Source organism: Mycobacterium sp. IDUB_3, assembly GCF_055419585.1.
In genome coordinates this window covers 2,726,880-2,752,108 of record NZ_JBVAXZ010000001.1, presented here as the reverse complement: position 1 = coordinate 2,752,108, position 25,229 = coordinate 2,726,880, and the positions used below count along the sequence as shown (strand labels likewise).

Genomic DNA, 25,229 nt, shown 5'->3' with positions numbered 1-25,229 from the left:
GACGGATACCCCCCGTGCAGACCCGCCCAGCGGGTTCAGCCGGGGGGTTTCCTCGTTTACTGCGGGAACCGGGTGTGCATCCCGGTCGGCGCCGGACGCCGCGCCGAATGCCTCAAGACGCGGACGGGCACCCTGGCCTACTGTCGGTGGCGTGAGCCAGCTTTCCTTCTTCACAGCGGAGTCGGTGCCGCCCGCGGTCGCCGATCTCTCCGGGGTGCTGGCGGCGTCCGGGCAGATCGTCACCGTCGGTGCCACCGGTGAAAGTCAGGTCGCGGGTGCAAGGCTGTCCGTGGTCGTGGACCAGTCCTGGCGGGCCTCGGCGCTGGCCGAGATGATCCGGGAGGCGGGTCTGGTCGCCGAGATCAGCCGGACCGACGAGGACTCCCCGTTGGTGCGCACCGCGGTGGATCCCTCGCTGACCACGCTGGCCGCCGAATGGACGCGCGGTGCGGTCAAGACCGTGCCGCCGCGCTGGCTGCCCGGACCGCGCGAGCTGCGGGCGTGGACGCTGGCGGCCGGAAACCCCGAGGGCGAGCATTACCTGCTGGCATTGGACCCGCACGCGCCGGACACGCACTCGCCGCTGGCGTCGGCCTTGATGCGCGTCGGGATCGCGCCCACCTTGATCGGCACCCGCGGTGGCCGGCCGGCGCTGCGGATCAGCGGGCGCCGCAGGCTATCGCGCCTGGTAGAGAACGTGGGAGAGCCGCCCGACGGCGCTGAGGCGCTGTCGCGGTGGCCGCGAGTTTAGCCTGGAGACAACGCCCGAAATTGCGTCGGCTTTCAGTCGTTTTCGCGGATGTCAGTTTGCGCAGGCGCGCCCTAGGGTGCGAAATTGTCAGATGCCGCAGGGCGAAGGAACGGTCGCGTACCTGAATTTCACCGGAATTTTCGATGCCGACCTGTCATTCTTCCTGCAGGTGGTCTCGCAGGGGGGACCAATCAGGGATGGAGCGTAAGGGCAGTTGGCTGACCCGAAACTAAAGGACACCGGCAGCGGCGGAAATGGCGGCGGCCGGCGACTCGTGATTGTCGAGTCGCCCACCAAGGCGCGCAAACTGGCCAGCTACCTCGGCTCCAGGTACATCGTCGAGTCGTCGCGCGGTCACATCCGCGACCTGCCCCGGGCCGCCGCCGACGTGCCGGCGAAATTCAAGTCGGAGCCGTGGGCCCGCCTAGGGGTCAACGTCGATGCGGACTTCGAACCGCTGTACATCATCAGCCCGGAGAAGAAGAGCACGGTCACCGAGCTCAAGGGCCTGCTCAAGGAAGTCGACGAGCTCTATCTGGCCACGGATGGTGACCGCGAGGGCGAAGCGATCGCCTGGCACCTGCTGGAGACCCTGAAGCCGAACATCCCGGTCAAGCGGATGGTGTTCCACGAGATCACCGAGCCGGCCATCCTCGAGGCCGCCGAGAACCCCCGTGACCTGGACATCGACCTGGTAGACGCGCAGGAAACCCGGCGCATCCTGGACCGCCTGTACGGCTACGAGGTCAGCCCCGTGCTGTGGAAGAAGGTCGCGCCGAAGCTGTCGGCGGGCCGGGTCCAATCGGTGGCCACCCGGATCATCGTGCAGCGCGAGCGGGACCGCATGGCGTTTCGCAGCGCGTCCTACTGGGACATCGTGGCCCAACTCGACGCCAGCGTGTCCGACCCGCAGGCCTCGCCGCCCACCTTCACCGCCCGCCTGACCGGCGTCGACGGCCTGCGGGTGGCCGCCGGGCGCGACTTCGACTCGCTGGGGCAGCTGCGCAAGGCCAACGAGGTCACCATTCTCGACGAGGCAAGCGCGACGGAGCTGGCCGAGGGCCTGCGCGGCGCCCAGCTCAACGTCGCGTCGGTGGAGGAAAAGCCCTACACCCGGCGTCCCTACGCGCCGTTCATGACCTCGACGCTGCAACAGGAAGCCGGCCGCAAGTTGCGGTTCTCCTCCGAGCGCACGATGAGCATCGCCCAGCGGCTCTACGAGAACGGCTACATCACTTATATGCGTACCGACTCGACCACGCTGTCGGAGTCGGCGATCAACGCCGCGCGCACCCAGGCGCGCCAGCTCTACGGCGCCGAATACGTGTCCCCGTCGCCGCGCCAGTACACCCGCAAGGTCAAGAACGCCCAGGAGGCCCACGAGGCGATCCGCCCCGCGGGTGAGACGTTCGCGACCCCGGACGCGGTGCGCCGTGAACTCGACGGCGACGAATTCCGCATCTACGAGCTGATCTGGCAGCGCACGGTGGCCTCGCAGATGGCCGACGCCCGCGGCACCACGCTGAGCCTGCGAATCAACGGCCAATCAACGGCGGCCGGGGCCCGAAGAGAAGTCGTGTTCTCGGCCAGCGGTCGCACCATCACGTTCGCGGGCTTCTTGAAGGCCTACGTGGAGACCGTGGACGAATTGGCCGGCGGCGAGGCGGACGACGCCGAGAGCCGGCTGCCGCAGTTGACCCAGGGCCAGCGGCTGGACGCCATCGAGCTCACCCCCGACGGCCACGCCACCAACCCGCCGGCGCGCTACACCGAGGCATCGCTGGTCAAGGCGCTCGAAGAGCTGGGCATCGGCCGCCCGTCGACGTACTCGTCGATCATCAAGACCATCCAGGACCGCGGCTACGTGCACAAGAAGGGCAGCGCCCTGGTGCCGTCGTGGGTGGCGTTCGCCGTAACCGGTTTGCTGGAGCAGCATTTCGGCCGGCTGGTCGACTACGACTTCACCGCCGCGATGGAAGACGAGCTCGACGCGATCGCCTCGGGACAGGAGCGACGCACCGACTGGCTCAACAACTTCTACTTCGGTGGCGAGCACGGGGTGGCCGACTCGGTGGCCCGCTCCGGCGGCTTGAAGAAACTCGTCGGCGTCAACCTGGAAGGCATCGACGCTCGAGAAGTCAACTCCATCAGGCTCTTTGACGACGAGCAGGGCCGGCCGGTCTACGTCCGGGTGGGCAAGAACGGGCCGTATCTGGAGCGCATGGTGACCGGCGACGACGGTGAGCCAAAGCCGCAGCGGGCCAACCTCAACGACTCGCTGACCCCCGACGAGCTGACGCTGGAGGTGGCCGAGCAGCTGTTCGCCACGCCGCAGGAGGGCCGCGTGCTGGGGGTGGACCCGGAAACGGGTCACGAGATCGTCGCCAAGGACGGCCGTTACGGGCCATACGTTTCCGAGGTGCTGCCGGAGCCGCCGCCCGGCGACGACGACGGCAGCACCACGCCGGCGAAGAAGGGCAAGAAGCCCACCGGCCCCAAGCCGCGCACCGGTTCGCTGTTGCGCACCATGGACTTGCAGACGGTCACCCTCGAGGACGCGCTGCGGCTGCTCTCGCTGCCCCGGGTGGTCGGTGTGGACCCCGCCACCGGCGAGGAGATCACCGCGCAGAACGGCCGTTACGGCCCATACCTGAAGCGCGGCACCGATTCTCGATCGCTGGCGACCGAGGAGCAGATGTTCGACATCACGCTCGAGGAAGCGCTGAAGATCTACGCCGAGCCCAAACGCCGCGGCAGGCAGGGCGCCGCCGCGCCGCCGTTGCGCGAGTTGGGCGCCGATCCCGCGACGGGCAAGCCGATGGTGATCAAGGACGGCCGGTTCGGCCCTTATGTCACCGACGGCGAGACGAACGCCAGCCTGCGCAAGGGCGACGACGTGCTCTCGATCACCGACGAGCGCGCCGCGGAGCTGCTGGCCGATCGCCGGGCTCGTGGCCCGGCGAAGCGTCCCGCCAAGAAGGCCGCCCGCAAGGCCCCGGCCAAGAAGGCCGCCAAGCGCAGTTGATCCGGCTCAGTAGCCAGGCCCGATGGTCTCGCCGGACATCTCCTCGGCGCGAACCCGAGTTGGCTCCGAGTCGGCCGTTCCGGCCAGGTGCAGCGGGCGCGCCAGCTGGGTGGGTGCCCGGCGGCCGCGCAACTCGACCACCTCGCCGACATCCCAGCGCAGGGCCTCGGCGTCCAGGGCCCCACTGACCGCGATCGCCGACGCGAGCACGTGGCCGGGCTCGAGCTTGGCCAGCTCGGTCAGCCGGGCGGCCTCGTTGACCGGGTCGCCGATCACCGTGTACTCGAAGCGGGCCTGCGCGCCGATGTGGCCGGCGATGGCCCGCCCCGACGACACCCCGATGCCGAAGTCGGCGGAACCGATCACCGGGAGGAGTTCGTCGTGCAATTCCCGGGCGGCGGCCAGCGCTCCGCCGGGGGAGTCGGGGTGTTCGATCGGCGCGCCGAAGATGGCCAGCGCGGCGTCACCCTGGAATTTGTTGACGAAGCCGCCGTGCCGGCCGACCGTGTCCACGACCACCCGGAAGAACTCGTTGAGCAGGTGGACGACCTCGGCGGGCGGCCGGGTCGAGGCCAGCTGGGTGGAGCCGACCAGGTCCACGAACAGCACCGCGACGTCGCGCTCCTGGCCGCCCAGCTCGGTGCCGCGCTCCAGCGCCCGGCGGGCGACGTCCTCACCGACGTAGCGGCCGAACAGGTCACGCAGCCGCTGCCGCTCGGACAGGTCGCGCACCATGTCGTTGAAGCCCGCCTGCAGCAGGCCCAGCTCGCTGGCGTCATAGATCTGCATGTGCGCGTTGTAGTTTCCGCGCTGCACCTCCGAGAGCGCCCAGCGCAGCTGGCGCAGCGGGTCGGCGATCGACATGGCCACCAGCAGCGTGCTGACCAGCCCGATGCCCAGCGCCGCCACCGCCAGCAACAGGATCGGGGTGAACAGCTTCTCGGGAGTGGCATGCAGCAGCGAGGTCTTGTCGGCCACCACCGCGAGCACGATCGCCAGCACCGGCACCGCGGTGGACAGCATCCAGGTCAGGATCTGGCGCAGGATGACGCCGGGCGCCTTGACGTTCTCGGGCACCCCGCTGCGCAGCGCGGCCACCGCCACGGGCCGCAACACCCGCTCGGACTGCAGGTAGCCGATGATCGAGGTGGCCGCGGCGCCCAGCCCGGTGGACACCGCGACCACGGGCGCGGCGAATCGGGCCACCGACCAGCTGGCGATGATGAACACCACGCTGCCGATGGCCCAGGCCACGATGCTGATCAGGGTGCGGTAGAAGGGCATTCGCAGCGCGCGGCTGCGAGCCAGTTCGGTGGCGGCGGGGTCGGCCTCGGCGAGCATGTTGTCGCGGCGCTGCCAGCGGAACACCGGCATCAGCAGCCGCAGCGTCACGGCCAAACCGGCGAGGAACACGACGACCAGTGCGGTGGCGAAGATCACCAGGTTCAGGACCGGTAGATCCTGCAACTGGATGCGGTCCTCGGGCGGCAGCGCGTAGCGGAGGAAGCCGAGCACGAACAGGGCGCCGATGATGTCGGCCTGCAGCATGCTGAGCGAGAACAGCGGCCACGGCGTGCGCATCACCCAGCGGACGAATGCGCTGATCCGCCCCGGTAGTGCCGCCGCCGTTGTCACCAACCCACCGTATCGGTCAGCGGCGACGTCCCGGAAACTTAATAACGATCTCGGCAGGTCGCCCGGGTGCCCCGAGGAGGCCGAAGATAACGGAATGGTCGCGGTACGGTGGCCGTTCGGTATCTGTCGGCGCCGCCACTACTGTTACCGGTGATGTCCGGGGTGTTTACGCGGCTGGTAGGCCAGGACGCGGTGACGGCCGAGCTGCTGTCCGCCGCCAGAGCCGCTCGCGGTGACGCAGGCCACAGCATCGCGGGCGCTGGGACTATGACACATGCTTGGCTGATCACCGGTCCGCCGGGCTCGGGGCGCTCGGTGGCGGCGTTGTGCTTCGCCGCCGCGCTGCAGTGCACGTCCGACGGCGACCCGGGCTGCGGGCGTTGCCATGCGTGCACGACGACCATGGCCGGCACCCACGCCGACGTGCGGCGGGTGATTCCCGAAGGCCTGTCCATCGGCGTCGACGAGATGCGGTCGATCGTGCAGATCGCGTCGCGACGCCCGGCCACCGGGCACTGGCAGATCGTGGTGATCGAAGACGCCGATCGGCTGACCGAGGGCGCCGCGAACGCCCTGCTGAAGGTGGTCGAGGAACCGCCGCCGTCGACGGTGTTCCTGCTGTGCGCGCCGTCGGTGGATCCCGAGGACATCGCCATCACGCTGCGTTCCCGGTGCCGGCATGTGGCGCTGGTGACGCCGCCGACCGGGGCGATCGCGCACGTGCTGGTCGACAGCGACGGCCTGAGCCCGGACACGGCGAGCTGGGCGGCGTCGGTCAGCGGCGGCCATGTGGGCCGGGCGCGCCGGCTGGCCACCGACCCCGAGGCCAGGGAGCGCCGGGAGCGGTCGCTGTCGCTGGTGCGCGACGCCGCGACGCCGTCGCGGGCCTACGCCGCCGCCGAGGAACTGGTGGCTGCGGCCGAGGCCGAGGCCGTCGTGCTGACCGCGGACCGCGCCGAGGCCGAGACCGAGGAGCTGCGCACCGCGCTGGGCGCCGGCGGCACCGGTAAGGGCACCGCGGGCGCGATGCGCGGCTCGGCCGGGGCGATGAAGGACCTTGAGCGACGGCAGAAGTCGCGGCAGACCCGGGCCTCGCGCGACGCCCTGGACCGCGCGCTGATCGACCTGGCGACATACTTCCGCGACGCGCTGATGACCTCCGCCAACGCCGGGGCGGTGCGGGCGAACCATCCCGATATGGCCGAGAAGGTCGCGGCGCTGGCCGCACATGCCCCGCCCGCGCGGCTGCTGCGCTGCATCGAGGCGGTGCTCGAATGCCGCGAGGCGCTCGCGATCAACGTCAAGCCCAAGTTCGCCGTCGACGCCATGGTCGCGACCATCGGCCAGGAACTGCGCGACTGAGTTGGGTCTGCCCGCTCGCCTGCCGTAGACTCGTGCCGCCCGGCGTGCGGGTATGCCGCCTTAGCTCAGTCGGTAGAGCGATTCACTCGTAATGAATAGGTCGGGGGTTCGATTCCCCCAGGCGGCTCCACGGTTTCAAGCCGGCGCCAGGAAACCCACCGGGCCCGACGCAATGCACAACGCCAGCGCGGTGGTGTTGGCGCGCACTGTGATCGCGTCCCCGGCGCCCGGCAGCCTGGCGAAGACCCGGTTGAGTCCGGGGTGCACCGGCACCTTGACCTCGGGGCCCTGCGTCATCTTCAGCGTCATCGAGCCGTCGCTGTTGGCCAGGTAGTTCAGTTCGACGGTCCAGTCAGCGGGCAGCAGCGGGCCGTCGAGGACCAGGCGGGTCGGCTTGTCCGGCTGGGCGAAGTAGCCGCACTGCGGCATCGGGCCGGGCGCGATGGTCCGCACCCAGGTGACCCGCGCGCTGATCAGCCGACCCGAGCTGTCGAACATGCGCAATTGCGTTGTTGCGGACGCGAATTCGGGTCTATCCCGCAGCAGCGCGAACAGGTGGCTGGCCAGGTTCTCCGGTGCGGCCACCCGCTGCAGAACCAACGGATCGACCTCCTGGTCCAGCAGCGGCGCGTCCGAGGCGGCATGCGCCGCGGCCAGGGAAGCCCGGGCGTTGCGCAGGTAGGGCTGGGCGGGGTTGTCGCGCCAGCTGGTCAAAAACGTCGCCGTCGAGTACAGGCTGCTCGCCGCGAACGACACCGCCAACACCGCGACCACCGCGGTGCGCTTCCGCGAGGCGTCGAGCCAGCGCGGCCCGGCCTGCCGGTTGGGGGCACACAACGCCACGGCGGCCAGCAGCGCCAGCACCACGACCAGATCCGGCAGGTAGCGCAGCGTCTGCGCGAGTTCGAGCGCGGTCAGCTTCGACGACCGCATCAGATAGATCGGCACCTGGCAGGCGACGGCGTACCCGACGGCGATCAGCCACACCGGCCCGATGCGTTCCTTGCGCACCAGCGACATGGCCACGATCGCGGCCAGCACTAGCCAGCCCAGCGCCATCACCGACGGCGGGGGCGTCGCCCAGGGCGAGGCCGGTGCCCACCGGTCCCAATGCCACGGCCCGCCAGCCAGCCCCGGCACGATGCCGTGCGTGATCGACCGCATCAGCAGCTGCCCCGTCATCGACAGGTCGGAACTCCACCGCTGCTGGTTGACCACCGCCAGATACAGGGCGATCCAGGCCGCGGTGAGCGCCAGTGCGGAGATCCACAATCGCAGGCCGGCCCGCCACACCGTCGCCAGCGCCGACCCCAGGCTCCGATCGCCGCTCACATGGCACAGCAGCGCGGCCACCGCGAACGCAACGAACGGGATCACCGCGGCCTTCTCGAAGAACAGCAGGCCACCGAAGTAGACCAGCACCCCGGTCACGGCGTAACGCTGTTTGCCGGTGCGCACCAGCAGGATCGCGTCGGCGCACACCCAGGCCAGCGCGGCCAGCATCGGCAGCGAGTTCAGCGCCGCCGCCCACCACGCGAATCCGGGCACGGCCAACGGCGTGAACAACGCGAACGTGAAGGGAATCAGCAGCACCGGCCGCCACCCCAGGATGACGTACAGCGCGCGCAACAACGCCAGCGACGCCAGCAGTTGCAGCACCAGCAGGCTGACCGCCGGCCAGGTCCAGTTCAGCGGCGCCAGCCGGATGATGGTGCCCGCGACCAGAAATGCCCCGGGCATGACGTGCCCGTCGTGGTCGTCGAACAGATACGAGGGCGCGAGCAGGTTGTGGGTGCCGGCCTTGCCGATGAGGATCAGGTCGTCCCAGTAGAAGTAGCCGCCGAACGCCAGCATCGCCCGCACCGCCAGCTGCACCGCGATGAGCGCGACGGCCGCGGTCGCTATGTATGGTGGGCCGGTGCGTGCACTGGTTACCGGGGCGGCCGGATTCATCGGCTCGACGCTAGTCGACCGTCTGTTGGCCGACGGTCATGCGGTGGTGGGGCTCGATAACTTCGCCTCCGGCCGCGCGAGCAACCTCGAGCATCTGGCCGACAATCCGGCGCATGTGTTCGTCGAGGCGGACATCGTGACCGCCGACCTGGGGGCCATCCTCGACGAGCACCGCCCGGAGGTGGTGTTTCACCTGGCGGCCCAGATCGACGTGCGGCACTCGGTGGCCGACCCGCAGTTCGACGCGTCGGTCAATGTGATCGGCACGGTGCGGCTGGCCGAGGCGGCCCGCCGGGCGCAGGTCCGCAAGGTCGTGCACACCTCATCGGGCGGCTCCATCTACGGCACCCCGCCGCGCTACCCCACTCCCGAGACCGTGCCCACCGACCCCGCGTCGCCGTACGCGGCGGGCAAGGTGGCCGGCGAGATCTACCTGAACACTTTCCGGCATCTGTACGGCCTGGACTGCTCGCACATCGCCCCGGCGAATGTCTATGGCCCCCGCCAGGATCCGCACGGGGAGGCCGGGGTGGTGGCGATCTTCGCCCAGGCGCTGCTGTCGGGTAAGCCCACCAAGGTTTTCGGGGACGGCAGCAACACCCGCGACTACGTCTTCGTCGACGACGTCGTGGACGCCTTCGTCAAGGCATCCGGGGACGCCGGCGGCGGGCAACGTTTCAACATCGGCACCGGCATCGAAACCTCGGACCGCCAACTGCATTCGGCGGTGGCGGCCGCTGTCGGGGGACCCGACGATCCGGAGTTCGCACCGCCGCGGCTCGGCGACCTCAAGCGGTCCTGCCTCGACATTGGTTCGGCCGCAGAGGTTTTGGGCTGGAAGCCGAAGGTTGAGCTGTCCGACGGGGTGGCCCGCACGGTGGAATTCTTCCGGCAGGCGCATGCCCGCTAGCGTGCGTCGGGCGCCTGCGCGGAGTCCATCGCCACGGCCCGGGCCAGTCGCGCGTAGCGCAGCTCCAAGTCCTTGAACCGCATGTACGTGCTGAGCGTGGTGAAACAGAACGCCATGATCAGCGCGTAGAGCATCAGGTCGGTGCCGCGGCGCACCCCGAACCACTGGGCAACCACCGTGGTGTCATCGGGGCGCAGCACCGCGTAGATGCCGCCCAGTACGAACACCACGTAGCCGACCTTGACCCAGGCCCGGGAACGCGCGTTGCGGCGCGAGCGCAGCAGATAGACCAGCAGCGCGACGATCGACCCGATCAGCAGGACCTGAATCCAGTTCATCTTTCAACCCTTTTCATCTCGGGAGCCGTCCTCGAAGGAACCCGTCGAAAATGATGTTGACGCCGTTGAGCAGGGGTTGCCCCTTCGACCTCGAGTACTCGGTGTAGAGCACCTCGATCGGTTCTTCGGCGACGCGCCAATGGTTTTCGTCGATCAGCATGATGAATTCGTTGGCATGGCTCATGCCGCTCATGGTGATGTCCAGGCCGTCGGCGACCTTCTTGTTGAACACCCGCAGCCCATTGTTGGTGTCGGTCAGGCCAAGTCGGCGGCCGCGCCGGCTCAACCGCGCGGCGGTTTGCAGCACGATCCGCTTGACGAACGGCGGCCGGGCGCCCTGCCGCGTGCCGAACCGGGTGCCGATGACGACGTCGACGTCGCCGGCCAGCAATCGGTCGACCATCGTCGCCAGGTCCTTGACGCGGTGCTGCCCGTCGGCGTCGAACGTGGCGAAGATCTGGGCCCCCGGCTGGCTGCGGGCGTACTCGACGCCGGTCTGGATGGCGGCGCCCTGCCCGAGGTTGATCGGATGCCGCACCAGGTGAGCTCCGGCCCGCAGCGCGATCGCACCGGTGTCGTCGGCGCTGCCGTCGTCCACGCAGACGACATGGTCGAACACCGAGCGCACATCGGCGACCACCTCGCCGATGACAGCTGCTTCGTTGAAGGCGGGAATGACGACCCAGACGACCGAATAATGCGTTTCAGTACCCATCTAAGCCCACAAGGTACACGCTGGTGCAGGTCATATCAGCCGGTAGAGCGCGCGGCGCGCGACAGCGCCAGCAGATGGACGCCGATCCCCACCACCGGGCCACACAGCAGGCCGACCACGGTCCGGGTCTGCAGGGACAGCGGCAGCAACAGCAACAATCCCGACGCGACCGTGGCGCTCACCCAACCCAGCGAGTAGGCGCGGTGCAGCGCGGCGGCCACCGCCGCCGCGCCCGTCAGTGTCAGCATGGCGATCGCCAGCGCGGCCGCGGTCAGCCACGCCAGCAGCGCGCTGCTGGCGTGGTACTGCGGCCCGAAGGCGATCCGCAACAGCCACGGGCCCACCAGGCCCGCGGCCAGCACCCCGACCGCGCCGATCGCCCCGACGATGCCCGCCGGGGCGAGCAGCGCGCGGATCCGGTCGCTGCGCTCGTCGACGAAATGCGCAATCAGGTTGCCCTGCATGGCCGTCAGCGGCACCAGCAGCGGCGCGCGGGTCAGCGTGACGGCCAGGATGATCACCCCGCCCTGCGCGCCGAGCTCGGCGCTGGTCAGCTTCAGCAACACCGGAAATCCCATCACCAGGATGGCGCTGGCGCCGGCCGCGGTGATCGAATGCGCCGCGCCCCGTAGGAAGGTCGCGGTGCCGCCCGGGGTCAGCAGGCGGGCCGTGGCCCTGGTCGCAGGCGAGGCCACCAGCAGGATCAGCCAGGCGACCGCGCCGGCGACCGTCGCCCACAAAAAACCGACCAGGCGCCACCCGAGCGCCACGGTGGCCGCGGCCACCAGCACCCGGATGACGGCGTCGGTCACCATCAGCGCGCCGTAGCGAGTCCACTGGTTGGTGCCGGCCAGCATGCCGAGCAGGGTGGCGTGCACGCAGAACCCGGCCAGCCCGACGGACAGCAGCGCCACCGACAGCAGCCGCGCCTCGACGAAGACCCGCCCACTCCACAGCGGCGAGCTCCCCGCGATCAGGACGGCCGCGGCCACCCCGACCAGCATGGCGACCCGCATCGGGTGGGTGCGGGGTTCGCCCGGCACCGGCAGGGCGGCCAGGTCGCTGACGTACGGCGTAGTGCGGACTTCCCGGGTGGTCTCCTGCAGCAGGCCGTTCGCCGCGCCGGTGACCAGCCCGAACGCCCCCCAGAACACGCCGAATATCGAAAAGCCGCTCGGCGCCAGGTCACGAGCGGCCAGATAGATCACCGCATAACCGCACAGCGCCGTCACCGCGGTGGCGGTGCCGACCCTGGCCATGCTGCCACGCGCCACCGGCCCCTGCGAGGCGCTGATCTCGGTCATCGGGGCGGCGGCGCTTTCGGCCGACTGCCCCGATGATTCGCCACAATTTGAAAATTCTATGCGGCCCGCAACGGTTGCCGGCCGCGGCGATCCGGTTCGCTAGTGTGGGCGGCGGCCGGAAAGGATGCATGTCCGCTTTGCGCACCTTCGGGATCTCGCTGTTGGTCACCGCGGCGGCCCTCGGCCTCGGATATGCCTACGGCGGCTTCAAGGGTCTTTATCTGCTGCTGGTGCTGGCCGTCCTCGAGGTGTCGCTATCATTCGACAACGCCATCATCAACGCCTCCATCCTGAAACGGATGAGCCGCTTCTGGCAGCGGATGTTCCTGACGATCGGGATTCTCGTCGCCGTGTTCGGCATGCGGCTGCTCTTCCCGCTGCTGATCGTCTGGGCCACCGCGGGCCTCGATCCGGTGCGCGCGATGGAGCTGGCGCTGCATCCGCCGCCGCACGGCGCGCTGGAGTTTCCGGACGGATCGCCCAGCTACGAAAAGCTCGTCATCGCGGCCCACCCGCAGATCGCGGCGTTCGGCGGCATCTTCCTGTTGATGCTGTTCCTGGATTTCGTGTTCTATGACCGAGACATCAAGTGGCTCAAGTGGATTGAGATCCCGTTCGCGCGCATAGGCCGGCTGGGGCAGGTGTCGCTGGTGGTGACCGGGCTGGCGCTGGTGCTGGTGGGCACGCAACTGACGCACTCGGGTGACGAGGCGGCGACGGTGCTGACCGCCGGGCTGCTGGGTCTGGTGACCTACCTGGTGGTCAACGGATTGAGCCGGGCGTTTCGGCCATCCGACACCGACGCGGGCACGGCCGGCGCGGCGACTCGTTGGGCCGGCCTGACCCTGTTCCTGTACCTCGAGGTGCTCGACGCCGCCTTCTCATTCGACGGCGTCACCGGTGCGTTCGCCATCACCTCTGATCCGATCGTCATCGCGCTGGGGCTGGGGCTGGTCGGCTCGATGTTCGTCCGGTCGATCACCATCTATCTGGTCCGCCAGGAGACCTTGGGCCGGTACGTGTACCTGGAACACGGCGCGCACTGGGCGATCGGGGCGCTGGCCGTGATCATGCTCACCTCCATCGAGCCGCGGTTCGAGGCCCCCGAAGCCGTCACCGCCTCGGTCGGCGTGGTGTCCATCGCGGCGGCGCTGGGCTGGAGCATCCTGCGCAATCGCCGCGAAGCCCGCGCCGGGACGTCAGGGGGCTAGGCCTCGATCTGCCCGGCGATGCGCTGTTCGATGGCGGCCCGTACAGGGGCGGGCAGCGCGATCAGGCCGTCGAGCTCCTTGGTCGCCCGCGCGTAGGCATTCTGGCGTTCCTCGCGCGTCGCCGCATCGTCGTTCGCCAGGTGCAGCAGGTTCTGGGCGCGCGCGAGCCGCTGCTGGTCGTCGGTCGAGAAGTCGCTGCGCCGCCGCCGGATCGCCTCGGCCTCAGCGACCTCGAACGCACTGACGTACTCGTGGACGGCATCGCGGTAGTCCACCAGCGCATCCCGGTCGCCCACCAGGGCGTCGGGCGGTTCCGGCCGCAACAGGTCGGCGCGCCGCTTCGCCTTGTGGAACGCAATGGTGAGCGGGTCGCGCATGTTGGTCATCAGCGGGAAGTCCAACAGCTTCGCGACGTCGACCTCATAGTCGAACCACCGGGCGTCGGTACGATCATGCGCGGCAACGAGCTTGGCGAGTTCCCGGCGGTCGGCTTGCTCGTGGGTCCGCCCCCGACCGGATGCCTCGGCCACCGCGATCTTGGCCTGCTGCTTCAACCGGTAGCGCTCCATCCGGCGCTCGGCTCGACGCTCGTTGGCCGCGCCGATGGCCCGAAGCCCGCCGCCGATCACACCGCCCAGCGGGAAAACCACCCACCAGAAATTCGCGGCGAAATGCAGCACCGGGGTCACATCGCCAGGATGCCACCGAGAATCCCGCAGCGTCGCGGGCGCGATTACGCCGAAAGCATCAACGCGCCGGTGTAGTTCAGTGCCCTTCGGTCTTGAAGCGTTCGATCGAGCGCTGGATCTCCGCCTCGGCTTCTTCGCGGCCGACCCAGTCCGCGGCCTTGACGAACTTGCCCGGTTCCAGGTCCTTGTAGTGCACGAAGAAGTGCTTGATCACGTCCAGCTCGAACTCCGGAACGTCGCCGATGTCCTGGATGTGGTCCCAGCGGTGGTCGCCGGCCGGCACGCACAGCACCTTGTCGTCGCCGCCCTTTTCGTCGGTCATCCGGAACATGCCCACGGGACGGGATTCGACGATGACGCCGGGGAACACCGACTGCGGCAGCAGCACCATCGCGTCCAGCGGGTCGCCGTCCTCGCCGAGGGTGTCCTCGATGAAGCCGTAGTCGGTCGGGTAGGCCATCGCGGTGTACAGGTAGCGGTCCAGACGTAGCCGTCCAGTCTCGTGGTCGACCTCGTACTTGTTCCGCTGGCCCTTCTGGATCTCGATGGTCACGTCGAATTCCACCGCGTCGACTCCTTGTCTGTAAGGCAGGCCAATTTGCTCTGCTACACCCTAGTCGAGCGCATCTCCGGCGATTCGGCAGAATGGGTTCAGACAGTCAGGAGAGTGATGGCCCGTACTCGCTGGCAAAAATCCACCCCAGTGTTCATCGGGTTGGGCGTGCTGGCGTTTGTCGCCGCCGTCGTGGTGGCGGCAACGTTTTTCACCACGGCCGGACACGGCGCCAACAGCGCGCATGCCCCGATACCGCCCCCGCACGCTCCGACGGTGAAGCCCGGCATGGTCCCGGTGAGCGATACCGCCGAGCTACCCAGCGCACCCGGCGTCGCCGCGATGCTGGCGCCGGTCGCGGGCGACCCCAACCTGGGCCGGTTGGGCGGACGGGTCACCGACGCCATCACTGGAAAAGAGCTGTGGCAGGTGGCCGACGACCTGCCGCTGGTGCCGGCGTCGACCAACAAGGTGCTCACGGCGGCCGCGGCGTTGCTGACGCTGGACCGCCAGGCCCGGATCAGCACCCGCGTGGTCGCCGGCAGCCAGAACGCCCAAGGGCCCGTCGTGCTGGTGGGGGCGGGCGATCCGGCGCTGTCGGCGGCGCCGCCCGACGTTCCCACCTGGTACCGGGGATCGGCGCGGATCAGCGACCTCGTCGAGCAGATCCGCCGCAGCGGCGTGACGCCGACCGCTGTGCAGGTGGACACCTCGGCGTTCAGCGGGCCGACGATGGCCCAGGGCTGGGACCTCGCCGACGTCGACAACGGCGACATCGCGCCGATCGAGTCGGTGATGATCGACGCAGGCCGCATTCAGCCGTCGACGGTCAACTCGCGGCGGTCCCGGACCCCGGCGCTGGACGCCGGCCGCGAGCTGGCCAAGGCGCTGGGCCTGGACCCTAACGCGGTGACGACCGCCACCGCGCCGTCGGGGGCCCGGCAGCTCGCGGTGGTGCAGTCGGCGCCGCTGGTCCAGCGGCTGTCCGAGATGATGGACCACTCCGACAACGTGCTGGCCGAAAGCATCGCCCGCGAAGTGGCAGCCGCCATCAACCGGCCGCGCAGCTTCGCCGGAGCGGCCGACGCGGTGACCAACCGGCTGACCACCGCGCACGTCGACACCGCGGGCGTGGCGCTGCTGGATTCCAGTGGGCTCTCCGTCGACGACCGGCTGACGGCCAAGACGCTCGACGGCGTCCTGCAGGCCGCGGCGGGGCCTGACCAGCCGTCGCTGCGGGCGCTGCTGGATCTGCTCCCGATCGCTGCCGGCAGCGGGACGCTGGCCGACCGCTTCACCGACGCCTCCACGGCCCAGGGCCCGGCGGGCTGGTTGCGGGCCAAAACCGGCTCGCTGACCGGCATCAACGCGCTCGCCGGGGTGCTCACCGACCGCAGCGGCCGAGTGCTCACCTTCGCGTTCGTCTCCAACAACGCCGGCCCGAACGGCCGCAACGTGATGGATGCCCTGGCAACCCGGTTGTGGTCCTGCGGGTGCTCATGACGCCCTCGCCGGACCTGACGCTGGGTACCGCCGTCGACTGGCAGTTCGCGGCCACGGTCGGGCGGCGGCTGGCCCGGCCGGGTCCGCCGTCCAGCGACTACACCCGCCGCCAGGTGATCGACGAACTCGCCACCGCATCCACCAAAGCCGAACCGCTGGTGCGAGACGTGACCGGCCTGGTCACCGACGGCCCGGTGCCTGCCGCGCGCATCGTCGACCGCCCGGACTGGATCGGCGCGGCCACCGAGTCGATGCGGGTGATGATGAACGGCACCGAGAAGCCGCGCGGTTTTTTCACCGGCCGCGTCACCGGCGCGCAGACGGGCGCCGTCCTGGCCTACGTGTCCTCGGGGATTCTCGGCCAATACGACCCGTTCGCCGCCAGTGACGGAGCCAGAACCGGCTGCCTGCTGCTGGTGTATCCCAACGTCATCGCCGTCGAACGGCAGCTTCGTATCGACCCGTCCGATTTCCGGCTGTGGGTGTGCCTGCACGAGGTGACCCATCGCGTGCAGTTCACCGCCAACCCGTGGCTGCCCGACTACATGTCCCAGGCGCTGGGCCTGCTGACCCGCGACGCCGGTGAGGACCTAGGGGAGGTGATCGGCCGGCTCGCCGACTACGCCCGCAACCGCGGCGCCGGAACGCCGGAATCCGACGCCAACTCGTCGGGCATTCTCGGCCTGGTGCGCGCGGTGCAGTCCGAACCGCAGCGGCAGGCGCTGGACCAGCTGCTGGTGCTGGGCACTCTGCTGGAGGGCCACGCCGACCACGTCATGGATGCCGTCGGCCCGATCGCGGTGCCGTCGGTGGCCACCATCCGCCGCCGGTTCGACGAGCGCCGCCACCGCAAGCAGCCCCCGCTGCAGCGGTTGTTGCGCGCACTGCTGGGGCTCGACGCCAAGCTCAGCCAGTACACCCGCGGCAAGGCGTTCGTCGACCACGTCGTCGGCCAGGTGGGGATGGCCCGGTTCAACGCCATCTGGACGGGCCCCGACACGCTGCCGCTGCCCACCGAGATCGAAGAACCCCAGCGGTGGATCGACCGGGTGCTGTAGGCCGCCTGCGCGCGGCTGTCGAGGCGTTCGTCAAGACCCACCTCGCCACCGTCGAACAGTGGTGCGTGGCGCTGTCCGGCGGCCCCGATTCCCTGGCCCTCACCGCGGTCGCGGCCCAGCTGCGGCCCACCACGGCGGTGGTCGTCGACCACGGCCTGCAATCCGACTCGGCCGCCGTCGCCGAGACCGCCCGGGCGCAGGCCATCGCGTTGGGATGCGTTGGGGCTCAGGTGATCCGGGTGCAGGTGGGCAACCAGGGTGGTCCCGAGGCGGCGGCGCGCGCGGCCCGCTACGCCGCGTTGAGCGCCTATCACAGCGGCCCGGTGCTGTTGGGGCACACGCTCGACGACCAGGCCGAGACGGTGCTGCTGGGGCTGGGTCGCGGGTCCGGGGTGCGCTCGATCGCCGGGATGCGCCCCTACGATCCGCCGTGGTGCCGGCCGTTGCTGGAGGTCCGGCGCGCCACCACGCACGCCGCCTGCGCGGAGCTGGGGCTGACCCCGTGGCAGGATCCGCACAACACCGATCGCCGCTTCACCCGGACCCGGCTGCGCACCGAGGTGCTGCCGCTGCTGGAGGACGCTCTCGGCGGCGGCGTGGCCGAGGCGCTGGCCCGCACCGCGACATCGTTGCGGGAGGACTCCGAGTTGATCGACGCGCTGGCGGCCCGGGCGCTGCCCGAGGCCAGGGCGGACGCCGGCCTGCGAGTGCAGGCGTTGGCGACGCTGGACGCCCCGGTGCGGCGCCGGGTGATCCGGGCCTGGCTGTTGGCCGGCGGCGCAACGAACCTGACCGACAAGCAGATTCGCGGGGTGGACGCCCTGGTTACCGGCTGGCACGGGCAGGGCGGCGTGGCGGTCGGGTCCTCGCTGCCCGATGAGCGATTGTTCGCGGGACGCCGCGACGGCGTGCTGACGCTGTGGCGCGAGCCGGTCGGCAAACCGATCCGTTAGTTATCGGGGCTGCCGTTGGTTATTCGCCCGCCGTCGTGGCACTCTGTGGGCGTGGCCCAGATCTCCTCGGCGATCACCCCCGCCCCACCCGCGGAGCTGTACCCCGGGGATATCAAGTCTGTCCTGCTGACGTCGGCGCAAATTCAGGCGCGAATCGCCGAACTCGGCCGCGAAATCGGCGAGAGCTACCGCGACGCCGCGACCGAGACCGGACAGGATCTGCTGCTGATCACCGTCCTCAAGGGCGCTGTGATCTTTGTCACCGACCTGGCCCGCGCGATCCCGCTGCCCACCCAGTTCGAATTCATGGCCGTCAGCTCCTACGGATCGTCGACGTCCTCCTCGGGCGTGGTGCGGATTCTCAAGGACCTGGACCGCGATATCGAGGGCCGCGACGTGCTGATCGTCGAGGACGTCGTCGACTCGGGCCTGACGCTGTCCTGGCTGCTGCGCAACCTCAAGACGCGGCACCCGCGTTCGCTGCGGGTGTGCACGCTGCTGCGCAAGCCCGACGCGCAGGGCGCGCACGTCGACATCGCCTACGTGGGCTTCGACATCCCCAACGACTTCGTCGTCGGCTACGGCCTCGATTACGACGAGCGCTACCGCGACCTGTCCTACATCGGCACCCTGGACCCCAGGATCTACCAGCAGTAGACCCCGGCCCGACACCTCGGGCTAGCGGCGATCGCAAGCGCGGCGAAGCCGGGCGCGGCGGGTCGCCGCCATCGGGCTAGCGGCGATCGCAAGCGCGGCGAAGCCGGGCGCGGCGGGTCGCCGTCATCGGGCTAGTCCAGCTCCCACACCGCGGTCACCGAGAAGTTCACGGTCTGCTGGCCGGGCTCCAGCGGAACCATCGACGGCATGGCCCGCGGCGCCCCCACCGGCGGCGGGGTGTTGCCGGTGGCTTCCGAGATGGACAGCACCCGGCCCAGCCGGAGCCCGGACAGCTGGGCGTACTGGTCGGCGCGGTTCTTGGCGTCGTTGAAGGCCCGCGAGCGGGCGTCCTTCACCAGCTGGGAATCATCGGCGATGGAATAGCGCACGGACTTGATCCGGGTGGCGTCGCCGCCCGTGCCGACGATCAGGGCCAGCAGGCGCGAGGCGGCATCCGTCGGGTGGATCTTGACTGCGATGGCGTTGGTGGCGCGGTACGCCGTAATGGCGGGGGTGCCGCTCGGCCCGGGGTTGTTGTATTCCGGCGACAGGGTGACCTCGGTGGTGCTGATGTCCTTGCGGTCGATGCCGGCGCCGGTCAGTGCATTGATGACCGCCTGTTGCCGGTCGTTGGTCTGGTTCATCGCGGTGGTGACATCGGATGCGGTGAACTCGATGCCGACGTCGGCGGTCAGGGTGTCCGGGACGCCCTGCACCTGGCCGGTGCCCACGACCGTGACCTGACGGGGGCTGGCCCCGGGCTGCGGCGGGTTGTGTTTGTCGCACGCCGAGATCGCTGCGACCGTCAGGCCGGAGGCGGCCACGGCGATCGATCGGCGGATGAACTTCGAAGCGTTCGTTGCGACCGGCATGCCTGGCACCCTAGCTGCTGGGCCGCCGTCCGTGGGAGCGATTTCGCCTCAGCGTGCGGCGGCGCACCCCGTGTCGTGACGGTGCGACCGGCGGGGTCGGCTATTACATCGAATCATTCGGTGCGACAGCGAAATTGACACCACAGCTGCGGTTAGCAAAGCCGAACCACCGCCGCAGCAAACTCATATAAGAACATATATGACTCCAATCATATTGGATTGCAGCATTTTTCATGCAAAATCCAAATGTTGCAGCATCTCGAGCCGGCTAAGTGAACAGTTCGGGTCACAGTGATGAATTGGCGACTCCCGGTCTGTCATCTCTGGACGTGCCTGCCCTAACGTGTCCAGGCGTCCGACTCGGTACGACTGTTGGTGCCGAGAGCTATTGATGCGAAAGGATTTTGAGAAGAAATGTCTTTCTTGATGGCGCAGCCGGAAATATTGGACGCTGCTGCCCGTGAGCTGCACAGAATCAATGCGTCGGTGCGGGAAGGAAGTTCGGCGGTAGCGGCCACCACGACCTTGGTGGTGCCCGCCGCAGCCGATGCGGTCTCGATCTTGACCGCGCAGCAGTTCTCCCGGCACGGCCAGCTGTTCCAGGAGATCAGTGCGCAGGCCGCGGTGGTGCGTGATCAGTTGGCGACAATGCTTGGCATCAACGCCGGTTCGTACGCAGCCACCGAGATCGCCAACACTGCCGCGGTCGGTTAGGCGAGGACACCATGCTGGACTTCGCGCAGTTGCCGCCGGAGATCAACTCCGCGCTGATGTATTCGGGACCTGGCTCAGCGCCCCTGCTGGCTGCCGCGGCGGCCTGGGACGGTTTGGCCACCGCGTTGGATTCTGCAGCATCCGCCTATGGGTCGGTGATCGCGGGCCTCACCGACGGGCCATGGCAGGGGCCGGCCGCGTCGGCGATGCTGACCGCGGTCGTCCCGCAAGTGGCGTGGTTACGCGGCACCGGCGGGCAGCTTGAACAGGCCGCCCGGCAAGCGGTGGCGGCGGCGGGTGCCTACGAGTTGGCCTTCGCCGAAACGGTGCCGCCGCCGGTGATAGCGGCGAACCGGGCGTTGCTGATGGAGTTGCTGGCGACAAACTTCCTTGGTCAGAACACCCCGGCCATCGCCATCGCCGAGGCGCAATACGGCGAGATGTGGGCCCAAGACGCTGCGGCGATGTACGGATATGCCGGTACGTCGGCCGCGGCGTCGACGTTGCAGCCGTTCGAGCCGACCGAACCCGTCACCGACCCGGCCGGCGGCGCCCGTCAGGCCGCTGCGGTGGCCCAAGCCGCCGGCACCAGCGGAAATGGCGGTGCGCAGGCACTCGACGCGGTGCCCCAAACGCTGTCGGCGCTGGCCGGGTCGACGAGCAATCCCGCGTCGTCTGCCAATCCCGTGCTCTCCCTGGGAGGTATCAGCCTGAACCCCGAAGGTGATGGCCTAGTGGTGGGGGGCCCATTGGGCGATCTCCTGGAGGGCCTGACCGGATCGCAAACATTGGACGCCAGCACACCTTTCGACGCGTTCATCCGATTGATTTCTCCAACACGGCTGTTCACCACCTCGTTCAAAGACATCCAAGGAATCGCTCAGGGCATGGTGCCGGCCGCTAAGTCGGCCACCGAGGGCGTCGCCAAGGCCGCAGAATCCATTGGCCCCGCGGCTATTTCGGGCGCCGGCCTGGGCTCGGTGGGCGCGATTGGCGGGGCCGTGGGCAAGGCGGCGTCCGTCGGTGGACTATCGGTACCGGCGGCTTGGGCGAGCGCGGCCCCGACGACACCCTCGGTCGCCGTTGCACTCAACGCCGCCAATGGTGCGGGTGCGGTTGAACGTGCCACCCACGCGGTGGGTGGGGTGCCGATGATGCCCACCGGCGGGGCTGGACGCAGCGCCGCTGCCCACTTTGTGACTCCCCGATACGGGTTCAAGCCCACCGTCATCGCACAGCCCCCGGCGGGAGGCTGATTCGAAGACCGTGCCTTGGCGACAACCGTCAGGGCGTGACGAGGATCTTGCAGTGCCGCTCGGGGTCGGCGAGGTCGTCGAACGCCGCACCGACACCGTCGAGGCCGACCTCGCCGGTGATCAGCGGGCTGACGTCGATGTCACCCTCGGCCAGGGCGCGCAGCGAATCGCCGAACTCCTCGGGCGTGTAGGCGAGCACGAATTGCACGTTGATCTCCTTGGCGATCGCGAAGAACGGGTGCACGGTGTCGGGCTGCATGCACACGCCGGCGACGACCAGGCGGGTGCCGGGCCGCGCTCGAAGGAGTACGTCGTCGATGATGCCCGGCACGCCGACCGCCTCGAAAACAACCGCGGGCTTGACGGCGTCGAACGGTGAACCCTGTGCCGGATCCAGCGTCTGGTGGGCTCCCATCGCGGTGGCCAGCTCCCGCCGCTTGGGTGAGAAGTCCGACGCCACAATGACTTCCACGCCCTTGGCACGCAGGGCGGCGATGATTGCAATGCCGATCGGACCGCAACCGAGCACCAGGGCCGTCTCGCCGGGCCCGATGCTGGACTTGTTGACCGCGTGCAGCCCCACCGCCATCGGCTCGGTCAGGGAGGCGTGTTTGAAGTCCAGGCCGTTGGGGATGGGCAGCAGCAGCGGCGCCGACAGCAGCATCCGTTCGGCGTAGCCGCCGACCGTGCTGTTGCTGTAGACGATCGGCTCGACGCCCTTGGCGGACAACAGGACCGGCAACGATGTGACCAGGGTGCCCGGCGGATGGGTTTCGGTGCCGGGGCCCGCCTCGAGTACCTCGGCGCTGAACTCGTGACCCATGAAGATGTCGTGGTCCAGGTCGACGTGCATGGCGCCCGACCCGCCGGCCACCCGGTCGCTCATTTCCAGCACCTGTGCGCCGTGGGCGGCGAAATGCAGGTCGGAGCCGCAGATTCCGCACGCGCGCACGCCCACCAGCACCTGTCCTGCTTCGGGTATCGGGTCGGGAACGTCGTCCCGGTAGACCATGCGGCCGTCCCGCAACACTGCCGCGCGCATCAGTGCACCGCGTCTTTCTGCTCGTCGACGTGCTCGGTGATGGCCTTGACGACGGCCTCGCCGGCCCGGCCGATCAGCTGGTCGCGCTTGCCCCTGGCCCAGTCGTGCGACGAGCGGGACGCTTCGAGCTGCCGTTTGAAGTGGGGAATCACCTTGCGCGCCATCAGGTCATAGCTGTGATACGTGGCCTGCGGGGAGGCCCAGTCGTGGCCGAGCATCAGCAGGGTGCCGAAGCCGCCGGAGCGGTCGAGCAGGTCCTCGATGTGGGCGATGGCGTCCTCCGGCGTGCCGATGCAGCAGTTTCCCTTGGCCGCATAGTCGGCGACGAACTCGTGCGGCGTCTGGGTGCCTTCCACGCTGTTGGCCAGCGGCACGAACCCGGCGGCACCGAAGTAATTCGCGAAATCCTGCAGCCCGTAGGTGCAGTCGTCGATGGCCTGTTCGCGGCTATCCGCGATGTGCATGATGCTCAGCACGCGCCAGTCGCCCCGGTCCGGCTCATCCCGCCCCGCCTTCGCCGCCTGTTCGCGGACCACGTCCCAGGTGGTTTCCAGCGCCGCGTAGCCGCCGGGCACCGACATCGACAGCGAAAGCAGCGACGTGCCGAGCGCGCCGGCCAGCCGCGGTCCGGACGGAGAAATCATTGCCGCCGTGGAGATTTCGGGGTAGGGCCAGGTATAGGGCCGGATGTGCAACTGCGCGTCACGAAGGGTGAACCAGTCGGAGTGCCGGTCTATGCGCTCGGTGGGTGCGGCGCGGAACAGCGCCAGGATCGCCTCGAGCGATTCCTGCATCATCCGGCGCTGCTCGATGGGGTCGATGCCCATCATGTAGGCGTCCGACGGCAGCGCGCCGGGCCCGGCACCGAACATCACCCGGCCTCGGGTCAGATGATCGAGCAGCACCCAGCGGTCGGCCACCATCAGCGGATGGTGGTAGGGCAGCGACACCACGCCGGTGCCCAGCCGGATGTGCTTGGTCCGCTCCGCAGCCGCCGCGATGAAGACTTCCGGGCAGGCGATCAGCTCGTAGCCGCCGGAGTGGTGTTCGCCGAACCACGCCTCGTCGAAGCCGAGCCGGTCCAGGGCGACGACGCGTTCCATGTCGTATTCCAGTGCCACGGTTGGGGATTGGCCGATGGGGTGAAACGGGGTGATAAAGACACCGAAACGCAGGGGCGCGCTCATTGCAGCTCCAATCCGTTGAGGAATTCCAGTAAGGTCGCATTCACCTCGTCGGGGCGCTCCTGCTGCAGCCAATGCCCGGCGCCGTCGATCATCACCTGCCGGTACGGGCCGGAGATCGCGTCGGCGGCGCGGTCGGTGCGGGTGAACGACAGGACGGGATCGGCCGTGCCGCCGATGAACAAGCACGGGACCGAGATCTTCACACCGTCGAGCTCGGCGGTGGTCTCCCAGTTGCGGTCGAAGTTGCGATACCAGTTGAGGCCGCCGGTGAAGCCGGTGCGGGTGAACTCGGCGACGTAGTGGTCGAGCTCGTCCTGGCTTATCCAGTCCGGCAGCCGCTCGGGTTCGGCCAGCCGCTCGATGAAACCTTCCGGACCGGGGGCCACGAGCCGTAGCGCGGCGGCTTTGTCATCGGGTGTCCGCAAGCTACCGATCATGCGTCGGATCACCCGAGCAGGATCGGCGTTCAATTCGGCGTCGGCGACGCCGGGCTCCTGGAAGTACAGGATGTAGAAGAAATTCTCGCCGAACATCTTGCGCCAGGCCTTCGTCGGCGCGACGTGCGGGCGCGGCGTCACCGGCACGCTCATCGCCGCGACGGCCGCGACCCGGTCCGGATGCAGCAGTGGGGCGTTCCACACCACGGCGGCGCCCCAGTCGTGCCCGACCCACACGGCGCGCTGCGCGCCGACATCGTCGAGCAGTCCGACCAGGTCGGCGGTCAGCTGATGAATGTCGTAGGCGTCGACGGCGTCCGGACGATCCGAACCGCCGTAGCCGCGCTGATCGGGCGCCAGCACGTGGTAGCCGGCGTCGGCGAGGACGGGTATCTGGTGACGCCAGGAGTAGGCGAGTTCGGGAAAGCCGTGCGCCAGGAGCACCACCGGTGCGCCGCGGTCGCCCGCTTCGATCACCCGTAGCCGCGCACCATTGGTCTCTACTAACCGTTCGGTTGGGGGCACCGTCCCACCAAAGCACAACGGTTGCGGGCTGAGAAGGCCCGAATCCGTCTGGCTCGCCCTGGCGGGCGATCAAAAGGGCGCACGGCGGGAATACTCGATTCGATGCGCTTGGACCACGTGGTGCTCTGGACGAAGAACCCGCGGGTGTCGATGGACTTCTACACCCGCGTGGTCGGGCTGGAACCGGTCCGCTTCGCCGAATTCGAAGCCGGAGATGCGCCGTTCCCGAGCGTGCGGATTTGTGCGGACTCCATCATCGACTTGATGCCCACCGATGGCGTTTCGGCGACGGAGACTTTGACTCGCATCGAGGGCAGCGCCGGCCACCCCGTCAATCACGTGTGCCTGGCGCTGTCGAAGGCCGAATATGACGCGTTGGACCGGCGGCTGCAGGACGAAGGCGTGGATACCAGCGCCCGGTTGAACCGGAGCTTCGGCGCACGCGGGTGGGCGCCGCAGGGGTATTACTTCGCCGATCCCGACGGAAACGTGGTCGAGGCCCGGTACTACGAGTAGCCGGGAACTGCCGGTCGTTAACTGAAGAGACGGTGGCGAGCCGTTGTGCCCCGGCGCTGCCGG

Annotated in this window: 23 protein-coding genes and 1 tRNA gene; 13 read left to right on the top strand and 11 right to left on the bottom strand. The window is 69.1% G+C overall.

The window, feature by feature from the left end:
* The first annotated feature begins 151 nt into the window (after positions 1-151).
* Both ACZYVJ_RS12510 and topA read left to right on the top strand, forming a co-directional pair.
* Positions 152-751, top strand: coding sequence for a hypothetical protein (locus ACZYVJ_RS12510; RefSeq protein WP_463831278.1), 600 nt, complete (start codon positions 152-154; stop codon positions 749-751).
* A gap of 214 nt (positions 752-965) precedes the next feature.
* Positions 966-3,776 (top strand): type I DNA topoisomerase, encoded by a 2,811-nt coding sequence (gene topA, locus ACZYVJ_RS12505; RefSeq protein WP_463831277.1) that lies wholly within the window; start codon positions 966-968, stop codon positions 3,774-3,776.
* Between the two features lie 6 nt (positions 3,777-3,782).
* On the opposite strand, the gene ACZYVJ_RS12500 is transcribed toward topA, so the two are convergent.
* A complete protein-coding gene (locus ACZYVJ_RS12500) occupies positions 3,783-5,411 on the bottom strand; it encodes an adenylate/guanylate cyclase domain-containing protein (protein ID WP_463831276.1) in 1,629 nt (542 codons plus the stop codon).
* 153 nt (positions 5,412-5,564) lie between these two features.
* Between ACZYVJ_RS12500 and ACZYVJ_RS12495 the strand changes: the two genes are divergently transcribed.
* Positions 5,565-6,773 (top strand): DNA polymerase III subunit delta', encoded by a 1,209-nt coding sequence (locus ACZYVJ_RS12495; protein WP_463831275.1) that lies wholly within the window; start codon positions 5,565-5,567, stop codon positions 6,771-6,773.
* A gap of 54 nt (positions 6,774-6,827) precedes the next feature.
* A tRNA-Thr gene (locus ACZYVJ_RS12490) sits at positions 6,828-6,903 on the top strand.
* A gap of 5 nt (positions 6,904-6,908) precedes the next feature.
* Here the strand turns inward: ACZYVJ_RS12490 and ACZYVJ_RS12485 are convergent.
* Entirely contained in the window at positions 6,909-8,726 is a 1,818-nt protein-coding gene (locus ACZYVJ_RS12485; RefSeq protein WP_463831274.1) for a hypothetical protein, read from the bottom strand.
* Between ACZYVJ_RS12485 and ACZYVJ_RS12480 the strand changes: the two genes are divergently transcribed.
* Positions 8,692-9,636: an NAD-dependent epimerase/dehydratase family protein gene (locus tag ACZYVJ_RS12480; protein WP_463831273.1), complete on the top strand. Its 945-nt coding sequence runs from the start codon at positions 8,692-8,694 to the stop codon at positions 9,634-9,636. The two genes, ACZYVJ_RS12485 and ACZYVJ_RS12480, sit on opposite strands and share 35 nt — an antisense overlap.
* Here ACZYVJ_RS12480 and ACZYVJ_RS12475 read toward each other — a convergent pair.
* Genes ACZYVJ_RS12475 through ACZYVJ_RS12465 form a run of 3 tightly spaced genes read right to left on the bottom strand, consistent with a single transcriptional unit; the run spans position 9,633 to position 11,993 of the window.
* Positions 9,633-9,974 (bottom strand): DUF2304 domain-containing protein, encoded by a 342-nt coding sequence (locus ACZYVJ_RS12475; RefSeq protein WP_463831272.1) that lies wholly within the window; start codon positions 9,972-9,974, stop codon positions 9,633-9,635. The genes ACZYVJ_RS12480 and ACZYVJ_RS12475 overlap by 4 nt on opposite strands.
* Positions 9,975-9,987: 13 nt before the next feature.
* The gene (locus ACZYVJ_RS12470; RefSeq protein WP_463831271.1) at positions 9,988-10,689 is read right to left on the bottom strand and encodes a glycosyltransferase family 2 protein; all 702 of its coding nucleotides are present in this window, start codon (positions 10,687-10,689) and stop codon (positions 9,988-9,990) included.
* Positions 10,690-10,724: 35 nt separating this feature from the next.
* Complete coding sequence (locus tag ACZYVJ_RS12465) at positions 10,725-11,993, bottom strand: hypothetical protein (RefSeq protein WP_463831270.1); 1,269 nt, start codon at positions 11,991-11,993, stop codon at positions 10,725-10,727.
* A gap of 128 nt (positions 11,994-12,121) precedes the next feature.
* Here ACZYVJ_RS12465 and ACZYVJ_RS12460 point away from each other — a divergent pair, with 128 nt between their 5' ends.
* Positions 12,122-13,204 carry a DUF475 domain-containing protein gene (locus ACZYVJ_RS12460; RefSeq protein WP_463831269.1) on the top strand — a complete coding sequence of 361 codons (1,083 nt, stop codon included), beginning with the start codon at positions 12,122-12,124 and terminating at the stop codon, positions 13,202-13,204.
* On the opposite strand, the gene ACZYVJ_RS12455 is transcribed toward ACZYVJ_RS12460, so the two are convergent.
* Entirely contained in the window at positions 13,201-13,893 is a 693-nt protein-coding gene (locus ACZYVJ_RS12455; RefSeq protein ID WP_463831268.1) for a hypothetical protein, read from the bottom strand. The two genes, ACZYVJ_RS12460 and ACZYVJ_RS12455, sit on opposite strands and share 4 nt — an antisense overlap.
* A gap of 76 nt (positions 13,894-13,969) precedes the next feature.
* Entirely contained in the window at positions 13,970-14,458 is a 489-nt protein-coding gene (locus tag ACZYVJ_RS12450) for an inorganic diphosphatase (RefSeq protein WP_463831267.1), read from the bottom strand.
* A gap of 105 nt (positions 14,459-14,563) precedes the next feature.
* On the opposite strand from ACZYVJ_RS12450, the gene dacB reads away from it, so the two are divergent.
* From dacB to hpt, 4 genes are read left to right on the top strand one after another with little or no spacing between them, the layout of a single operon-like run.
* On the top strand, positions 14,564-15,949 hold the full coding sequence (dacB, locus tag ACZYVJ_RS12445) for a D-alanyl-D-alanine carboxypeptidase/D-alanyl-D-alanine endopeptidase (RefSeq protein WP_463831266.1): 1,386 nt from the start codon (positions 14,564-14,566) through the stop codon (positions 15,947-15,949).
* Complete coding sequence (locus tag ACZYVJ_RS12440; protein ID WP_463831265.1) at positions 15,946-17,007, top strand: zinc-dependent metalloprotease; 1,062 nt, start codon at positions 15,946-15,948, stop codon at positions 17,005-17,007. The genes dacB and ACZYVJ_RS12440 overlap by 4 nt, the downstream gene beginning before the upstream one ends.
* The gene (gene tilS, locus ACZYVJ_RS12435) at positions 16,986-17,960 is read left to right on the top strand and encodes a tRNA lysidine(34) synthetase TilS (protein WP_463831264.1); all 975 of its coding nucleotides are present in this window, start codon (positions 16,986-16,988) and stop codon (positions 17,958-17,960) included. Before ACZYVJ_RS12440 ends, tilS begins: the two co-directional genes overlap by 22 nt.
* Positions 17,961-18,005: 45 nt before the next feature.
* A complete protein-coding gene (gene hpt, locus ACZYVJ_RS12430; protein ID WP_463831263.1) occupies positions 18,006-18,617 on the top strand; it encodes a hypoxanthine phosphoribosyltransferase in 612 nt (203 codons plus the stop codon).
* Positions 18,618-18,748: 131 nt separating this feature from the next.
* Here the strand turns inward: hpt and ACZYVJ_RS12425 are convergent, their stop codons facing one another.
* On the bottom strand, positions 18,749-19,489 hold the full coding sequence (locus ACZYVJ_RS12425) for an SIMPL domain-containing protein (RefSeq protein ID WP_463831262.1): 741 nt from the start codon (positions 19,487-19,489) through the stop codon (positions 18,749-18,751).
* A gap of 414 nt (positions 19,490-19,903) precedes the next feature.
* Between ACZYVJ_RS12425 and ACZYVJ_RS12420 the strand changes: the two genes are divergently transcribed.
* A complete protein-coding gene (locus tag ACZYVJ_RS12420; protein ID WP_463831261.1) occupies positions 19,904-20,203 on the top strand; it encodes a PE family protein in 300 nt (99 codons plus the stop codon).
* A gap of 11 nt (positions 20,204-20,214) precedes the next feature.
* Positions 20,215-21,459, top strand: coding sequence for a PPE family protein, SVP subgroup (locus tag ACZYVJ_RS12415; protein ID WP_463831260.1), 1,245 nt, complete (start codon positions 20,215-20,217; stop codon positions 21,457-21,459).
* 28 nt (positions 21,460-21,487) lie between these two features.
* On the opposite strand, the gene ACZYVJ_RS12410 is transcribed toward ACZYVJ_RS12415, so the two are convergent.
* From ACZYVJ_RS12410 to ACZYVJ_RS12400, 3 genes are read right to left on the bottom strand one after another with little or no spacing between them, the layout of a single operon-like run.
* Positions 21,488-22,501, bottom strand: a complete 1,014-nt coding sequence (locus ACZYVJ_RS12410; RefSeq protein ID WP_463831259.1) for a zinc-binding dehydrogenase — start codon at positions 22,499-22,501, stop codon at positions 21,488-21,490.
* Positions 22,501-23,688: an LLM class flavin-dependent oxidoreductase gene (locus ACZYVJ_RS12405; RefSeq protein ID WP_463831258.1), complete on the bottom strand. Its 1,188-nt coding sequence runs from the start codon at positions 23,686-23,688 to the stop codon at positions 22,501-22,503. The genes ACZYVJ_RS12410 and ACZYVJ_RS12405 overlap by 1 nt, the downstream gene beginning before the upstream one ends.
* Positions 23,685-24,650: an alpha/beta fold hydrolase gene (locus ACZYVJ_RS12400; protein WP_463831257.1), complete on the bottom strand. Its 966-nt coding sequence runs from the start codon at positions 24,648-24,650 to the stop codon at positions 23,685-23,687. Before ACZYVJ_RS12400 ends, ACZYVJ_RS12405 begins: the two co-directional genes overlap by 4 nt.
* Before the next feature lie 102 nt (positions 24,651-24,752).
* Between ACZYVJ_RS12400 and ACZYVJ_RS12395 the strand changes: the two genes are divergently transcribed.
* Positions 24,753-25,166 (top strand): VOC family protein, encoded by a 414-nt coding sequence (locus ACZYVJ_RS12395; protein ID WP_463831256.1) that lies wholly within the window; start codon positions 24,753-24,755, stop codon positions 25,164-25,166.
* Positions 25,167-25,229 lie beyond the last annotated feature (63 nt).

Coding starts and splice junctions, on each gene's coding strand:
- ACZYVJ_RS12495 (WP_463831275.1), top strand. CDS start 5,565: ATGTCCGGGGTGTTTACGCGGCTGGTAGGCCAGGACGCGGTGACGGCC.
- ACZYVJ_RS12425 (WP_463831262.1), bottom strand. CDS start 19,489: ATGCCGGTCGCAACGAACGCTTCGAAGTTCATCCGCCGATCGATCGCC.
- ACZYVJ_RS12395 (WP_463831256.1), top strand. CDS start 24,753: ATGCGCTTGGACCACGTGGTGCTCTGGACGAAGAACCCGCGGGTGTCG.
- dacB (WP_463831266.1), top strand. CDS start 14,564: ATGGCCCGTACTCGCTGGCAAAAATCCACCCCAGTGTTCATCGGGTTG.
- ACZYVJ_RS12475 (WP_463831272.1), bottom strand. CDS start 9,974: ATGAACTGGATTCAGGTCCTGCTGATCGGGTCGATCGTCGCGCTGCTG.
- ACZYVJ_RS12415 (WP_463831260.1), top strand. CDS start 20,215: ATGCTGGACTTCGCGCAGTTGCCGCCGGAGATCAACTCCGCGCTGATG.
- ACZYVJ_RS12470 (WP_463831271.1), bottom strand. CDS start 10,689: ATGGGTACTGAAACGCATTATTCGGTCGTCTGGGTCGTCATTCCCGCC.
- ACZYVJ_RS12405 (WP_463831258.1), bottom strand. CDS start 23,688: ATGAGCGCGCCCCTGCGTTTCGGTGTCTTTATCACCCCGTTTCACCCC.
- ACZYVJ_RS12410 (WP_463831259.1), bottom strand. CDS start 22,501: ATGCGCGCGGCAGTGTTGCGGGACGGCCGCATGGTCTACCGGGACGAC.
- ACZYVJ_RS12440 (WP_463831265.1), top strand. CDS start 15,946: ATGACGCCCTCGCCGGACCTGACGCTGGGTACCGCCGTCGACTGGCAG.
- ACZYVJ_RS12460 (WP_463831269.1), top strand. CDS start 12,122: ATGTCCGCTTTGCGCACCTTCGGGATCTCGCTGTTGGTCACCGCGGCG.
- ACZYVJ_RS12465 (WP_463831270.1), bottom strand. CDS start 11,993: ATGACCGAGATCAGCGCCTCGCAGGGGCCGGTGGCGCGTGGCAGCATG.
- ACZYVJ_RS12485 (WP_463831274.1), bottom strand. CDS start 8,726: ATGAATCCGGCCGCCCCGGTAACCAGTGCACGCACCGGCCCACCATAC.
- ACZYVJ_RS12420 (WP_463831261.1), top strand. CDS start 19,904: ATGTCTTTCTTGATGGCGCAGCCGGAAATATTGGACGCTGCTGCCCGT.